Origin of the sequence: Acinetobacter sp. YH12142 (assembly GCF_013418435.1) — a bacterium.
Taxonomy (GTDB): domain Bacteria; phylum Pseudomonadota; class Gammaproteobacteria; order Pseudomonadales; family Moraxellaceae; genus Acinetobacter; species Acinetobacter amyesii.
Map to the genome: position 1 here is coordinate 1 of NZ_VPCB01000013.1, position 15954 is coordinate 15954.

The 15954-nt window shown below is 39.6% G+C and carries 15 protein-coding genes, 1 other RNA gene and 1 pseudogene; 8 read left to right on the forward strand and 9 right to left on the reverse strand.

Annotation, left to right across the window (positions count from 1 at the left end; translation table 11 throughout):
* Window positions 1-90: pseudogene (locus FTU77_RS10955) on the forward strand (IS5/IS1182 family transposase); the annotation flags it as partial.
* 191 nt (window positions 91-281) lie between these two features.
* Here the strand turns inward: FTU77_RS10955 and pepP are convergent.
* Together pepP and FTU77_RS10965 are read right to left on the reverse strand one after the other, a co-directional pair.
* Complete coding sequence (pepP, locus tag FTU77_RS10960) at window positions 282-1616, reverse strand: Xaa-Pro aminopeptidase (protein WP_168378080.1); 1335 nt, start codon at window positions 1614-1616, stop codon at window positions 282-284.
* Between the two features lie 102 nt (window positions 1617-1718).
* Entirely contained in the window at window positions 1719-2336 is a 618-nt protein-coding gene (locus FTU77_RS10965) for a UPF0149 family protein (protein ID WP_180055783.1), read from the reverse strand.
* Window positions 2337-2400: 64 nt separating this feature from the next.
* On the opposite strand from FTU77_RS10965, the gene FTU77_RS10970 reads away from it, so the two are divergent.
* The 3 genes from FTU77_RS10970 to ssrS all read left to right on the forward strand — a co-directional run bounded on the left by FTU77_RS10970 (window position 2401) and on the right by ssrS (window position 3524).
* Window positions 2401-2952, forward strand: coding sequence for a hypothetical protein (locus tag FTU77_RS10970; RefSeq protein ID WP_180012162.1), 552 nt, complete (start codon window positions 2401-2403; stop codon window positions 2950-2952).
* 2 nt (window positions 2953-2954) lie between these two features.
* Window positions 2955-3242: a cell division protein ZapA gene (locus FTU77_RS10975; RefSeq protein ID WP_168378082.1), complete on the forward strand. Its 288-nt coding sequence runs from the start codon at window positions 2955-2957 to the stop codon at window positions 3240-3242.
* A 99-nt stretch (window positions 3243-3341) separates the two neighbouring features.
* A non-coding RNA gene (ssrS, locus tag FTU77_RS10980) (6S RNA) lies at window positions 3342-3524 on the forward strand.
* Window positions 3525-3996: 472 nt separating this feature from the next.
* Here the strand turns inward: ssrS and FTU77_RS10985 are convergent.
* The 6 genes from FTU77_RS10985 to FTU77_RS11010 all read right to left on the reverse strand — a co-directional run bounded on the left by FTU77_RS10985 (window position 3997) and on the right by FTU77_RS11010 (window position 9644).
* On the reverse strand, window positions 3997-4461 hold the full coding sequence (locus tag FTU77_RS10985) for a hypothetical protein (RefSeq protein ID WP_168378083.1): 465 nt from the start codon (window positions 4459-4461) through the stop codon (window positions 3997-3999).
* A gap of 90 nt (window positions 4462-4551) precedes the next feature.
* Complete coding sequence (locus FTU77_RS10990; protein WP_257222264.1) at window positions 4552-5748, reverse strand: YncE family protein; 1197 nt, start codon at window positions 5746-5748, stop codon at window positions 4552-4554.
* Between the two features lie 262 nt (window positions 5749-6010).
* On the reverse strand, window positions 6011-7546 hold the full coding sequence (locus FTU77_RS16110; protein ID WP_180055785.1) for a type I secretion C-terminal target domain-containing protein: 1536 nt from the start codon (window positions 7544-7546) through the stop codon (window positions 6011-6013).
* Window positions 7547-7623: 77 nt separating this feature from the next.
* Complete coding sequence (locus FTU77_RS11000; RefSeq protein ID WP_180055786.1) at window positions 7624-7926, reverse strand: hypothetical protein; 303 nt, start codon at window positions 7924-7926, stop codon at window positions 7624-7626.
* Window positions 7927-7962: 36 nt separating this feature from the next.
* Window positions 7963-9021: a cadherin-like domain-containing protein gene (locus FTU77_RS11005; protein ID WP_180055787.1), complete on the reverse strand. Its 1059-nt coding sequence runs from the start codon at window positions 9019-9021 to the stop codon at window positions 7963-7965.
* Between the two features lie 11 nt (window positions 9022-9032).
* Window positions 9033-9644: a hypothetical protein gene (locus tag FTU77_RS11010; protein WP_180055788.1), complete on the reverse strand. Its 612-nt coding sequence runs from the start codon at window positions 9642-9644 to the stop codon at window positions 9033-9035.
* Here FTU77_RS11010 and FTU77_RS16030 point away from each other — a divergent pair.
* The 3 genes from FTU77_RS16030 (at window position 9625) to lon (ending at window position 13806) form a co-directional block, all read left to right on the forward strand.
* The gene (locus FTU77_RS16030) at window positions 9625-10509 is read left to right on the forward strand and encodes an OmpA family protein (protein ID WP_257223627.1); all 885 of its coding nucleotides are present in this window, start codon (window positions 9625-9627) and stop codon (window positions 10507-10509) included. The genes FTU77_RS11010 and FTU77_RS16030 overlap by 20 nt on opposite strands.
* Before the next feature lie 135 nt (window positions 10510-10644).
* Entirely contained in the window at window positions 10645-11232 is a 588-nt protein-coding gene (locus tag FTU77_RS11020; RefSeq protein ID WP_180055789.1) for a 5-formyltetrahydrofolate cyclo-ligase, read from the forward strand.
* Between the two features lie 147 nt (window positions 11233-11379).
* Window positions 11380-13806, forward strand: coding sequence for an endopeptidase La (gene lon, locus FTU77_RS11025; protein ID WP_180055790.1), 2427 nt, complete (start codon window positions 11380-11382; stop codon window positions 13804-13806).
* Window positions 13807-14222: 416 nt separating this feature from the next.
* Here lon and FTU77_RS11030 read toward each other — a convergent pair whose 3' ends face one another.
* Window positions 14223-15185, reverse strand: coding sequence for a M20/M25/M40 family metallo-hydrolase (locus FTU77_RS11030; RefSeq protein ID WP_373684069.1), 963 nt, complete (start codon window positions 15183-15185; stop codon window positions 14223-14225).
* Between the two features lie 152 nt (window positions 15186-15337).
* Here FTU77_RS11030 and rlmH point away from each other — a divergent pair, with 152 nt between their 5' ends.
* On the forward strand, window positions 15338-15820 hold the full coding sequence (rlmH, locus tag FTU77_RS11035) for a 23S rRNA (pseudouridine(1915)-N(3))-methyltransferase RlmH (RefSeq protein ID WP_078189858.1): 483 nt from the start codon (window positions 15338-15340) through the stop codon (window positions 15818-15820).
* Window positions 15821-15954: the final 134 nt, after the last annotated feature.

The window sequence follows — 15954 nt, forward strand, 5'->3', positions numbered from 1 at the left end:
AGAGGAATTGCCACAAGATACGATAAGCTAAAACGTAACTATCAAAGCGCTGTTGCTTTAGCTTGTATATTTATATGGTTGCCTCTTTAGCTCAATTTATCGGCTGTAAATGTCAACACACCCTAATTTAAAAAGACTTATATCTAATTTTTGTAAAAAATTAACATCATAAAATCAACTCCATTGTTAATTACACTTGTCTATATAACTAGTATTTATAAGACTGCTTGTAGATAAAAAAAGCCGATCTAATGATCGGCTTTTTTAAATACTGTATAAACTTAAGCGGCTTTCGCTTTCGCCATCAGCGCTTCAATCTCTTCTACAGATTTCACCACTGCAGCGGTTAAAACACGTGGACCATTTTGAGTTGCTACAACATCATCTTCAATACGGATACCAATACCACGCCATTTTTCATCAACAGTTTCATCATCTGGCGCAATATAAAGCCCCGGCTCAACAGTCACGACCATACCTTCTTCATAGGCACGCCATTCACCGTCTTGTTTATATGAACCAACGTCATGCACGTCCATACCGAGCCAGTGGCCTGTGCCATGCATATAGAACTGACGATAACCTTCTTTTGCGATGATTTCGTCAATATCTCCCTGCATGATGCCCAAATCAAGCAAACCTTGAACTAAAATACGCACTGCAACGTTATGCGGTTCTTTATACGAGTTGCCGATACGCACAGCATCAATCGCCGCAATTTGCGAATCGAGCACGACATTATAAAGTGCTTTTTGTTCAGGGCTGAATTTACCGTTAACAGGGAAAGTACGGGTAATGTCTGAGGCATACAGTTGATATTCACACGCTGCATCAATCAGTACCAAATCACCATCTTTCAATTCTTTGTCATTTTCCACATAGTGCAAAATACAGCCATTTTCACCACCACCAACGATGCTGTTATAGGACGGTACACAGCCATTTATACCAAAGACATAATTCAGTTCTGCTTCTAGTGCATATTCCATCATGCCCGGTTTGACTGTTTGCATGGCGCGGGTATGCGCTTCTGCTGAAATATCCGAAGCAATCTGCATCAATTCGAGTTCATCATCAGACTTATGCAAACGCATTTCATCGATAATGCGGTCCAGTTGAATGACTTGTGCAGGCGCACTTGCACCCTTACGTGATTCACCGCTTGCAGCTGCAATCCACTGCGCCACACGAGCATCAAAATTTGCTTGCTGCCCGATACGGTAAAATAATTTATCTTTATTTTGTAATTTTTCTAAAATTTCTTCGTCTAATAAATCGATAGCAAAGGCTTCATCCGCGTCATAGTCATCAATCGCGCCATCAATACCCGCACGGTAACCATTCCAAATTTCCATTTCACGGTCACGTTCACGGCAGAACAAACTATAGCTATAACCTTCTTCTTCGCTATCAAAGGTTTCAATCACTGCAACCGCTTCAGGTTCAGCAAAACCTGTTAAATAAAAGAAACTACTATCAGCACGGAATTTATAGTCGGCATCACGGTTTCGCATGGCTTCTTTGCTCGTGGCAATAATTGCGATGCTGCGTAAGCCCATTTCACCTGCAAGGATGTCACGACGTTCCTGAAAATCTGCTTGAGTTAATTTCTTCATGGATATGCTTCTTATACGTTTGGACTATGATTGATTTAATAGGATGATGAACTCCTTAGATAGAGTCCATCATCTATTAATTATTAATGCAAAAAGAATGCCTTAACTTGGACGGTGTGGAGTGAACATTTCAACCACATTGCCCGCTTGAGCCGATGAATTTTTAGCACTCAGTTGTAGCAACGGTGTTTCTGAAACATCAACTTTGGTACGTCCCATAGACAGGCTTACTGGGATTAAACGAACAAATTCGTATAATTCCTGATAGCTTTCTTCACCTTCTTCATCATCATCTGAATCTTCAAACTCAACTGAAGCGACATCTTGTAAATGCTCAATCAATTCTTGTTCATTGGTACGCAGATGTCCTGCCGCCAAACCAAAACCAAGAACCACACCTGCACACCAGTCTGCCAAGGCTTGCACACGCTCACCCAGTAAGTGATCATCATCTGGTAATAAAGAAAGATAGTCGAGTTCATCATCTGAAAGTGAATGAGCTACATCTTCTGCTTCTTCAGTTAACAATGCCAATGCATCTTCGTCTAATTCAGCAACATCAAGCGTTGCTAAAATTTGTTGCCACTCTTCACGACTCGGTGGTTGTGACACACAAACTATACCGGTGAGTAGACCATGTAACTCACTTGGGCTTGAAATTTCTTCAATTTTAGAAAAATTCTGGGACCAATCTGACCAACCTGAAATATCGTCTTGCATTCGCTTATCCAATCTCTATACTTCGTATATATTACCTTTGTTTGCAAGACTGTGCGACTACGTTATGTTAGAAGAATTACAGCGTCTCCAAGCGCATATTAGCGTTTTAAAAACGCGACTGGCGCAATTTGAAAGCGAAAATGGTGCCTTACAAGATGAGAAAAACTCATCTAATGAGCAGCATCATGCTCAAATTGTACATAAGAACGGCATTATCACCTCGAAACAAGAAGAAATTGAAACACTGAATGAGCAATTAACTGATTCACGTGCTCAACTTCAACAGCTCAATACTGATGCAACTGCTTTGGCTGACCGATACAGCCGCCTCGAAAAAAGCTGTACTGATCTAAAAAATCGTTTTCAGGAAATTTTGGCAGAGCGTAATGAGTTACGTATCGTCAAAGAAAAAATGCAAAATGAACAACGTCATGCTCAGCAAGAAATTCAAGGTTTAAAGCAAGAACGTGAACGTCTGCTACAAAAAAATGAACATGCCAAGGCCAAAGTTGAAGCGATTATTCAACGTTTAGCAATTTTAGGTACTGCTCAAGATCAACATGCACAAGAAATTCAACAATTGGCACATCCGGCTGAAAGTAATGAGGAAGTTTGATCATGAGTGAACAAATTGCAGTTGATTTAAAAGTTCTAGGTCATAGTTTCCGTTTAGCAACGACTTCTGACCAACAAGCAGATTTAGAACGTGCAGCGCAGCTGCTGAATGACAAATACGATGAATTTCGTCGTAAAGCGCCACGTATGGAACCAAGCAAGTTGATCATTATGGTCGCACTTGAGTTAATGCAAGAAGTCCTGTCGATGAATAAGAGTTTGCAAGAATATGCAAACTGCGAACTTTTGTTGCAAAATATTTTGGAACAAGTTGAAGAATTGACTGATTAATCGGTGGTTTAGTGATTATACTTTGCCCGATTGCTTCATTTTAAACACTTTGTCAGTGTTTGGTGATTTGCCAATAACGCTGAATTCGTTATACTGAGCACATCTCTGAGGTGTTCGCCAGCTAGGTCTAATCCCCTGCCGATACTTAAACTTATGGATGTGTTCTGTATATTCTGAGCGTATGCCCTCCTCGAGTGGGAAACCCAGCGAGTGTACGTCGCGTCCACCTTGAACTCATCGGGTTCAGGGTCACGACATTTGCAGCGGCATCTTCGGAGTGTTTATCTTCCAAGTCATTAAATGAATTTTCAGCATTCAACTCAATTCAAAAATATTCTAAAAAATTCACTATTCTATTTCTGCGCTATTCGACTCCTGTTCTTTTCTTAAAAACTGATGTTACGCACATAAAAGTAATTTCGCATTTTTAAAATAATTTTAAGCCTATTCGACGGAGTCTTACATCTAAGGATTAAATAAAGAGATTAGCCTTCGGCTGGAGATACTTTTGTTTCGGCAAAAGTACCCAAAACCATTGTCATCCGCAAAACTCGTTCACTACCGTCAAATTATTCAAAGCATCACAAAAACATTTTTGATTAGAAGTAGTCCTGTCTTAAACACTTGCGGATGACGTTACCGCGTATCGTTGTTTTATTTGAAGCAAATTGCGCTTTGATGTTACTGCGTAACATCAGTTAAAAATTTTTATTCAAGTTTGTTCACCTTCAAAAGCTGATTTAATCCGCCTTATTCAATTTTTGAGTTGTTCCAATTTAGCTTGCTGCCCATCTAAAAATCGATCCATTTCGGGAAGTATTTGGCGTAAATATTGAATAGATGAAATAGCTTCATCCACGTTCACGACGCCTTTTTCAACCAATCTGTATTGCTGCTCGAGTAAAGCGAGTACTTGATTTTGATTCGGCTGCTGCCCCTGACTCATCTGTGTGTTTATTTGCTGAAATTGTTGAAATACCTGTTCACGTTGCTGTAATAACTGGGTGTGCGTTTCATTATCTTGTCTTTCTTGTTTGGGTTTGGAACTTGAATGCTGTAAAACATTTTCCGTGGTTTGATCTGAATGTGTTTCGGACACTTTTTGCTGATCTAAAGGTAGCTGTTCATGAACCTCCTGCTGCCGTGGTTTTAAAAACTGAATCATCAACCATAAAATTAAACTAAACGTCAAACCTAAAACAATCCATTTTTTATTCATGATGCAGTCTCTAGACACCTTCTGATATTTAAAAAATTCAGAGCCGATTTGACTCTGAATTTACCTTTTTATTTAATTTTATCTAAATTATTAGTTGCCCCATCCTGCTGGCGCATAACCCAAACGAACACGCTGTGGGTGATTGCCAACTGGAACTGTGATGACTTTTTCACCTGTTGCAAAATCAATCACGGTTACTGCATCTGTCGCACTTTCAGAAATTACACAGCGTTTACCATCTGGGCTTTGCGTTGCCCAATACGGTTTGCCTGCAGCAATCAATTTGGCTGCAGTCAAAGTTTTACGATCGACGATAGTGGCATAATCATCCATGGTTCCTGCGACACATAGTTTTTCACCATCTCCACTGATGGAAAGCCCATGATGGCGTGAGTCATTCACCCATTTCGTGCGATCTGAGGGAATCGTTGTACTTCCCGGAAGCTGTGCAATGCGCGTGACTTTGTCTTGATTGAGATCATATTCGACCAGACCATTAAAAAATGAGACCTGCGCATAGATTTTGGATTCATCTTTACTAAATACAATCGGTCGAACTGAGTTTGATAAGTCTTTGCGTCCTACGGCATCTAAAGCAGGTCTAAAATCTATTTTTTTGAGGACTTTATAGTTTTGAGCATCTGCTATCGTGATGTAGCGTTTGCCTTTGGTAAAGTCTTGCCAAGAAGCATCCATGGCTGTTTCGACATTACCAATGGCTGAATTTAGGATTTTAGTACCGTTGGCAAAATAGATATTTTCATGTGGTTTATCGCCCGTCGCAAAACGTCCCAGTTCTTTGCCTGTGTTGATATCGAATATATGTACGACATTACCTGAAGATGCTGAAACAGCAACTTGTTGTCCATCGGGTGAAACCGCCATATGGTCTGCTCGAAATCCTTCAACGGGTGTGCGCCAATTGATTTTCCCCGTTGCTATGTTAATCGAGACTACATCTGCAAAACTTGGGCGTGATGCAACTACCGATTTGCCATCTGGTGTGGAATACATGTCATCGACCAATTGATCATTTCCCTCTCCTGCCGTATTACGAATATAGCTATAAGCGATTAATTTTACTGGGTTGAGGTAAATTTCAGTGAGGCGTTGTTTTTTGTCGGGCACCATATTGATGACACCAACTTTCTGATAGTTTTTTGCAGGATTGATCACTGTAACCGTACCATCCCAATTATTGCCGACAAAAAAGACTTGCTGGCTATTGGGTGGAACGGGTGCAGTGGTTGTCGCTGCGAAAATAAGTGGCGACACCGTAACTGTCATACAAAGAAGTGTCCTGATCCAGAGATTTTTTTCCATTTTTATTGTCCATTCATTTGTTTTTATGCATACCTTTTGACCAAAGCCATCAGATAAGTGTCGCTTTTTTAGCGCAAAGAAAGCTTATTAAATATACAAGTGTAGATATAGCGTATTTGTTTTAATTCCGATGAGTTGTTGATTAAAACCAAGTCTTCAATCTGCATTCACTTTTTTGGAAGCAAAAAAAAGCACCCGAAGGTGCTTTTTTTAGTTCATCAAATGATTAGTAAATAATTTGATTATTGTTGATTAGGTCATCTAGTTCGACTTTGCTCGTTTGATTGAGTAAGACCACGAGATCTTGTGATTCGTATTTCAGACCTGATGTGCCATCACGGTCAATTGAAATCACAGCTGAATCAGTTTCTTCGTCATATTCTACTGTTACAAACTCTGCGAGATTCGCTTCAGTTGCATCGTCAGAAAGTAATGAAGAGATATCGATTTGGTCAGCAATAGAAAAATCATTTACTGTTGTTAATGTATTACCGCCCAAATTGTCATCTGCAAGAAGGTCAAAAACAATATCATCACCAATAAGTAAACTTTCACTTTCTAATGAGAACATCGCAAACGATGCTGTCGCAGTCACTGTTTCCTGAATAGGAAGCACATTGTTACTGTTTCCTAACTCTGTTTCGAGCTGGGTTGTAAGTACATTTACATCTTGAATTGAGGTTTCAGGGACTGTAACTTTCACTACAAAATCTTCAACTTGACTACTTGAAGTGCCTTGATAAGCATAATACCCATCTGAATCTTTGCTTACTGATATATCATTTACCGAAACTTTGGCATCAACTAAAGCATCAAGAGCAGCAGATTTAAATTTCACACCATTTACATTCACATTTTCCTCTGCATCATTTAAAACTTCTGCATGTAAAGTAAATTGTAAAACTTTCTTTGGAGCGTCTGCTTCCGGAGCTACTACACCAAGTTGATCCTGTCCATTTTGATTTTTCTCACCTGTCTTAGCAATTTGAGTTCCATCCGTAAATAGTACACCTTCCAACATATTAATTTGGAAACCACTTACATTTTGGACACCCGTAATACTTAAGTTAAAACCATCAATATAGTTGGTTGTATCAGAGTTGTTTAAAATCATTGAATTGACAGGATATTTTTCACCTGAATACGCTTCATCAAATACAATCCAATCACTCGGAGTACCTTTTTGACCTCCAAAGTCTTTAGGGAAACTATTTGAGAAATTAAGCCCAAGCTCATTCTGAGTCAGAACTTTGTTAATTTTCTCCCAATTGATAATAATAATTTCAGAAACGTTAATTTCACTTTTCAAATTAGTAAAGATTCTTAGCGCATCGTTAATTTTATTGAAATCATTACCATACTGTGGATCATTGATAATAGCTTGCATCTGTGCAGCAATATCTACAATTTTCGCACCCGCAACAAGATCATTAGAAACATAATTACCTTGTGCATCTTTATAAATCGTGCCTAGGTTTGGAACGTTAATCACTGAACTTGACGCACCACCACCAGTTCCACCTGATGTTGAAGTTGATACCGAAATTTCACTTGTTAATGTTGCTTTTAACTCAATGAGTTCAGCATTGCCAGTTACAGGAGTTGTAACCTTACCATCAGTAACTTGAAGACTTATCGAAGGTAGTGCAGCACCTGAATTTAACTGATCCGCACCTTTCTGAGTTAAGGTTACAGATTGATCAGCCACTGATAATTGATAGAAACCGTCGGCACTAACTGTCGAGCCATTAGCAAATGTCACAGTCAGACTATCATTATCTGCATCCGATGCAGCATAAGCAGCAATTTTTTGACCGGCAACAGCTGCACCAACTGTGACTACTTCTGGTTCAATATTTCAATTTCAGGTGCAGCGTTTGTTACAGAAGCAGGATACAAAATTACACCGAACTCTAATTCTGAACTTGCAGTTGAACCATTCGATTTTTCAGTTGCAACAGATTCAAGCTTCACATTCAACTGTAAAGAATTACCTGTAACAACCAAACTTGGTGGTGCAATCGCCACTAAGCTTGAACCTTCGATAATCATGCCATCAGCGACAAAACTTAAATTACCATTTGTATCTGCAGTTCCGAGTAATACTCGAGTTCCATCTATAGTAACAGCGTAAATTTGCATTCCTTCAACCAAGCCTGAGAAATTCAGTGTTAAGTTTTAAGAACCATCTTGGTCATTCAATTTCGTATTAAGTAATCCTAGAGAGATATCCTCTCCAACTTCACCACTTAGGTTGAAATATGATCTATGGAAACCATTTTGATCTTTATCGCTACTACTTCCTTGAATCAAATCAGATACTTGCCATTCCACAGAAGAATTAGTCTGTTGATAAAAATTATTCAGATCTGATACAGCAGCATCAAGACTAGGATAATAACTTATCTTATCACCATGTGACTGATCGATTAATTGGAAATCATAGTTACCCTGACCTGCTTGGTTATGCATGTAGAAATCAAAGGTATAGAACCCTGACTCTTTAGCGGTAAAGCTAAGGTCTACCGATTGGCTCAAGCCTCCCCAACTCACAAATACAGGATCTTGGTTTCCAATAATCAACATACCACTATCATCTGCTTTACCTTTATAGCTATAAGTATGCCCAGCTTCCAAATACACATAACCTGTAATTGCAACGCCTTCATAGGTTGCTACACTTGAATCAACCAAACTTGTAGTTTCACTCGTGCTTGCAGGTGGAAGAGTTGTATTTTTCGAACTGGTTAAGTATTCAAAAACCGTTCTCAAGGTATCTGCTGGCATGCCATTACCATTACCTTGCAATAAATTATAAGATTTTCCATCAACAGTAACAGTTTTAAGATTATTCCAAGTTTGAATATTTAAATTAACTGCCGTTGGGCTCCAATCTAATAAATCTAATGTTAAAGAAGGCTTATCTGCCACTGCATCAACAACAATTTCCAATTCACCTGAAGTCACATGTTTACCATCAGAAACATTAAATTCTAGGCCTGCATATACTCCGCCGTCAGTTGCTGAAGCTTCGTTAGCATCTGGCGCAAATACAACTTTTCCGGCATTAATATCAGCATAAGATAGTGTTTGACCCACGATGATTGGTGTTTTATTCCCAGCAGCATCTACGATTGTCAATACACCGTCTTTTGGCAGATTTGTTACCGTAATAACAAGCTGATCATTTGCTGTATTTGCATCTGAAATACCAAAATGCGCCCATGTTAATGTCACACTTTGATCTTCTATCGTACCACTTGGGTTGTCTCAACTTCAGGAGCGATATTGTCCACTGGGACAGTTTTATCTACTTCCTCACCTGGACTACCTGATTTATCTTCATAACTATCTGTAGGGACAGTTACCGTAACGTTACCATCAACACCCGGAGGTACTTCACCAGTCACCACATATGAGCCATCTGGTTGTTCCACTGGCGGCGTAAATGGTACTTCGATTGGACCATTTGGACCTTCAGCAATGATTTTATCTTCTGTAATTGTCGATGGATCAACATCATCAGGATAAGTCACAGTGATGTTACCATCTGGTGTAATCGTCACTTCTGCTACAGGCGGAACCATATTGATGTTTTCGTTGCCTGTACCTGGTAGACCCAGGTTACCCGAAGTGTCTTCATATGAACCTTCTGGTACATTAACCGTAACTTTGCCTTCAACGTCCTCTGGCACTTTACCCGTTACCGTGATTGAACCGTCTGGTTGAGTCTCAGGTGTACCAAACTCAACCACGATGTCTTTGCCATTTGGATCTTTAACCGTAATTTGGTCAGGCGTAATTGTGGATGGATCGGTGTCATCAGGGTAAGTCTGTACGATGTCACCATTCGGTGTCACAGTCACTTCAACTTGTGGACGCTCAGTTGTCGCATGTTCAACTTTTCCTGGCGTAAATAAGTATGCAAAACCAGATAATTTGTTGTTTCAAAACAATACTATTGATGCATACAAAATACATGTGCAACGTGATGAAAAATTATGCGCAGATGATCAAGCTAAAGACCAAAAATGTGCAACTAAACTCTATATAGATGACTTTAAAGCGGGAGATTTTTATATTAATAATTCTGCTGATTTTTATTTAAAAGAAGGCGAATACCAATTTAAATTGAAAAATTGTACAAATCATTGTGAAAATTATTCAGTTAGCTATTGTGTAAACGAAAAGTCACTTTTGAATAACTTATTACTTACAGTTGATAATAAAGGCAAACCCGTTATATTGAATAATGATGGCACTAGGATTAATAATTGCCCGATTAGAGAAAATGCTCTAAAAAATGTGATAAAACCAATTGAACCAAGTTTAGATAATATAAATTTAGCTGCCGATTCTTTATTTAAATTTAATGGTGGCAAACTAAATGATTTACTTCCTGCAGGTAAATCAAGCTTGAATGAACTAGCAACTAAACTTAATAACCAATATGCACGTATTGATATGATTAAGCTTACCGGACATACCGACCGTTTAGGCAGTGAAAAATATAATCAGCAACTTGCATTGCAACGTGCACTAACTGTCAAAAATTACTTAATGAACCAAGGGATTGCTGCTGACAAATTAAGTTTCGCTTCAGCAGGTGAAACTCAGCCTGTAACCAATGGTTGTTTTGATGTGCAAGATCGAAATGCCTTAAAAGCTTGCTTACAAGCAGACCGCCGTGTTGATGTGCAAATTCTTGGTATAAAAAAACCTTAAATAAGTATGCGTTCCTTAAGCTAACTAGTGTTTAAGGAACGCTTTATATAAAAAAGATAAAACCTATTTTTTCGGACTTTTAAGCTTGAACGCGTTAAAATGCCTTAAGAATTTTGTGCTACTTTGAAATGAATCATGACTTTGAGCACCACCAGCCTTCGTAAACAACTCCGCAAGCAGCGTCGTAGCCTAAACCTATGGACCCAACGACAAGCTGAACAACAAGTCCTCCAGCGTTTAGTCAGACTCAGTCATTTTCAGCGCAGTCAGCATATAGGCGTGTATTTACATGCATTCGGTGAAATTCACACTCAAAAGATCATCCACTATTGTTTTGCGCATCAAAAACACGTGTATTTACCCATGATTTGCAACATGAATCAGCAACTGGTTTGGGTTGAAATCTCACGACATCAATACATCAACAAACGTTTTTCTCATCACCCACTCGGCATGAAAGAGCCTATGGCGAGTCGTGGGAAGCATGTTTCTCATCTTGACCTTTTAATCATGCCCTTGCTCGCTTGCGACAAGTACGGCACACGTATTGGCATGGGGGGTGGCTTCTACGATAAAACATTAGCAACAGCTCACTCTATACCCTACCGTTTAGGACTTGGTCACGATTTTCAACTCATCCAAGACCCCTTAGTCCGAGAAGCATGGGATCAACCGCTAGATGGCTTTATCAGCCCATCTCAAACTTTAAGTTTCAAACGTTAATTTGATATTTTTGACGCTGAGTTACACTTAAAAATCACATATTTAGTCATTTTTTATACATTTTAATTGGCATGACCCTTGTAATTTAAAAAATACACATCACTATAAAAAACATGGCAACACCGTTGTCACTCATTAGGAGTGCCCATGTCTGAGATTATTATGAATGAAGAAAGCTTGGAAACTACAATTCCGAGCGTATTACCGCTTTTAGCGCTACGAGATGTGGTTGTATATCCTCACATGCAAATTGCACTGTTTGTGGGTCGTGAAAAGTCGATCAATGCAGTCAATGTCGCACGTGACAGTGACAATCTTGTATTCGTAGTTGCACAAAAAGATTCGCTTACAGAAGAAATTGATCACGACAATTTATATCAATACGGTACTGTCGCGAAGATTGTGCAAGTTGTGAATCATGAGAATGATGAAAACTGTATAAAAGTACTGATTGAAGGCTTATATCGTGCCAAGCTAGAAAAAATTATCGATGCCGATGATTACCTGACTGCCGAGCATTCATTAAGCCCAATGACGGTTTCTGTAGACTCAGAAACTCAGAATAACCGTGTCGAAGAATTACGTACCTTATTTGCTCAATATGCAGAAGCAAAACTGCGTAATGCACGTGAATTGATTGCAGCAGCCAATAAAATTGATGATTTACTGCAATTATTATTCTTCGTAGCAACACGCGTGCCTTTGAATATTGATGTCAAACAAAAATTCTTAGAGCATGATGAATTTGAAGCACATTTAGCTGAACTCATGACCTACTTATTACAACAGTCAGAAGAACAGCAAATTGAGCAAACCTTACATGATTCTGTAAAACGCCAAATGGAAAAGAATCAGCGTGAATACTTCTTAAATGAAAAAATGAAGGTCATTCAACGCGAACTTTCTGACATGAATGGCGGTGCTGAAGATGACGTTGCAGAAATTGAAAAACGTCTAGCTGAAGCCGATTTACCTGAACATGTACGTAAAAAAGCTGAAAATGAGTTCCGCAAGCTAAAAGCGATGCAACCTGCTTCAAGCGAAGCTGCTGTCGTGCGTAACTACCTAGAAGTTATTTTAGATACGCCTTGGAACAAAGCCAGCAAAGTCAGCATTAACCTTGCGAAAGCTCAAGATATTCTTGATGCCGATCACTATGGTTTAGACGACGTGAAAGACCGCATCGTGGAATACCTTGCTGTTCAATCACGTGTGAAAAAACTTCGTGGTCCAATCCTGTGCTTAGTTGGTCCTCCAGGTGTTGGTAAAACTTCACTCGGTGAATCTGTTGCCAAAGCGACTGGTCGTGAATTTGTCCGTATGGCGCTTGGCGGCGTGCGTGACGAAGCTGAAATTCGTGGTCACCGTCGTACATATATCGGTGCGATGCCCGGTAAAATTGTGCAGTCTTTGACAAAAGTTGGCGTAAAGAACCCACTGTTCTTACTCGATGAAATCGACAAGATGGCGCAAGACTACCGTGGTGACCCTGCTTCAGCATTGCTTGAAGTCCTCGATCCATCACAAAACAGTAAGTTCAATGATCACTATTTAGATCTTGATCTAGACCTTTCTGAAGTGATGTTCATCTGCACTGCAAACAGCATGAATATTCCAGAAGCTTTGCTTGACCGTATGGAAGTGATTCGTCTACCGGGTTATACCGAAGATGAAAAAGTGAATATTGCTGAACGTTACCTTGTTCCAAAAGCCATCAAGAACAACGGTCTACGTGCGAAAGAATTAACCGTTCACGAAGAAGCCATCCGCGATATCGTACAACGTTATACACGTGAAGCCGGTGTCCGTAGCTTAGAACGTGAAGTGTCTAAAATTGCACGTAAAGTGGTAAAAGAAGCAGTGAGCAAGAAAGCGAAAAATCTTCAAATTGAAGTGAATTCGAAAAATCTTCCTGACTACTTAGGTCCACACAAATTCGACTTCGGTATGGCCGAAGAAGAAGCTGAAGTGGGTCGTGTAAACGGCTTGGCGTGGACATCTGTTGGTGGTGAACTACTAACAATTGAAGTTGCAGCAGTGAAAGGTAAAGGCAAGTTCATTACCACCGGTTCTCTTGGCGATGTCATGAAAGAATCGATCACAACAGCGATGACCGTTGTACGTACCCGTGCAGATGAACTGGGTATTGAAGCGATTCGCTTTGAAGAAACAGATGTGCATGTGCATTTACCAGAAGGTGCAACACCGAAAGATGGTCCATCTGCTGGTTTAGCCCTAACTACCGCTCTTGTTTCAGCTTTTACAGGCATTGCAATTCGTCCAGATATCGCAATGACTGGTGAAACCAGTCTGGGTGGCCGTGCAATGCGCATTGGTGGTTTAAAAGAGAAACTTCTCGCTGCTCACCGTGGTGGCATTAAGCTTGTCTTTATCCCACAAGATAACGTTCGTGACTTGACTGAGATTCCAGACAATGTCAAAGAAGGTCTAGAAATTAAACCAGTGAAATCGATTGATGAGATTTTACCTCTAGCCTTAGTTGATATGCCTAAACCTCTTGCAAAGACACCGATTGTCAAAGCAACTGAAGGTGGAAAAGCTGCTCGTCACTAAGCGCTAGCAACTCGCAATAAAAGAAAAAAGCCCTGTTTCGACAGGGCTTTTTTTCATTCATGCTTTCAACTAAATATTCGAAAAATTTCATTCAAATCCTTCGCTATGACAAGACTCAAGACAACAGCTACAACTTTTGATTGGATTACTATTTCAAATTCGACATCAAGATTAAGAATAGTCAATAAGAAAGTCTTACAAAATTTGAATGCTATTACTTGAAATATCGCCCTCTATCCCACATATATAGTAGAGAGATATACGCGCTGTATGTTTCTTTATTGGTTCCAATCACGTCTAAAAGCGTGATGATCATTGGAACAGGATGGTCATCTACATCTCCAGGTAGATGACCTTTTATCGCAGTCCACAGGCTTTCGGGGCTGCGTTTTTTATGTCATGTGTTTAAAGACATGCTATTTCAAATTTAAGATGGTTTTCACCAAACCATCGATCACTTGAGCCATTTTGTCTAAGTTTAATTTATCCAAGGTATCTTGCTCGGTGTGATAGTGCTTATTACGATAAAATGCCGTATCAGTGATCATCATCGCTGGCATATCAAATTGCCAATAATTCATATGGTCTGAAAAATCCACACCCTGAATAAATGAAGGTGAAATCAAGCGCTCACATTGTAGTTGCTTCAAAGACTCCATCGCCGCACAATACGATGAAGTTAAGTCACGAGACTGAATATTCCCCACCGATGCAATAAAATTTGTATGCGATGGATAAATCCATTTCAGTCCAACTGGATATTCTTGGGTGACTTTGGGATCAAAATAACCAATCATTTCCAGAATATATACACCTGAAATTTTATCCTTTTCCTTTGCTACCGATTTTGCATGGATAAAACTGCCCATCGACTCTGTTCTAAAATACGGCGGCTCTTCAAGGGTATAAAATACAAATTCAATATTTTGTTTTAATCGCGCTTTTTCAGCCGAAAGAATCCGAGCAGCTTCGAGTACACCTGCAACGCCAGAAGCATTGTCATCAGCGCCATGCTGCTCCTCAAATACATCGTAGTGCGCGCCAATGATCACTCGGTTGCTATGCCCTGCATTTAAGGGACAGACCACATTACGGTATGGTTGGCTGTTTACGGTATAGGTTTGAAAACGACAATTCACACCAAATAAACGCATCTGCTCACGAATCCAAGCAGACACCCGGTTTAACTCTTGAATATTCTTATAGTTACGATATTCAGCTTCATTACCAATAATTTGCTCTAAATAGACTTTTAAATTATCCGGTTCAGCCGTTCTAATATTGTTGGCATACGCCGCAAATGAACACCATCCAAAAATTGAAAGCATTGCTGCTTGCTTGAGCAAAAATAATTTACCGTCCTGCCATGTTTTTTTCATTGTTATTATTCCAATTTTCATCTTTGATCTAATCTGTTTATGCTGCGTATTTAAACAGCAAGCAGAACACGATTTCAATTGCAAATTGTGTCTGAACATACAAAGCTCAAGCGAACCGTTATAATGCTCTTTTGTATACTTTCAGGCGCTGTATGAAAATTCGTATTCTGACAATCGGTCAAAAAATGCCAGCATGGGTTCTGACGGGTTTTGAAGATTATTTCAAACGTATTCAGCCATTTGTTCAAACGCAAATCATTGAATTACCTATGGCTAAACGTGGCAAGAACGACTCTGAAGCCGATATTTTAAAATACCGTCAAATTGAAGGTGACAGCATTTTAAATGCCATGAAATCGAATGAAGTGCTGATCGCCTTAGAAGTCGGTGGTCGTGAGTTTAGTACCGAAAAACTAGCTGAAACCATGAAAGGCTGGATGCTTGAAGGCAATGATGTGGTTTTAGCCATTGGTGGGCCAGATGGACATTCTGAGGCGGTACGTAAAGCAGCAGCATGGCATTGGTCTTTGTCTAAACTAACTTTGCCACACCCAATGGTTCGTGTCATGCTCATCGAACAGCTATACCGTGCAATGAGTATTAATCATAATCACCCTTACCATCGTGCGGGTTAATCCGAACTAACATCCAGCGTATACAGCAGTTACAGCGTTGCAACAATGAAACAAACCGTTGAAATTATCCGAATTGTTACGCTGAATAATATAGTGCATGATCATCATATTCCTTTAAACAACCAACGGCGACC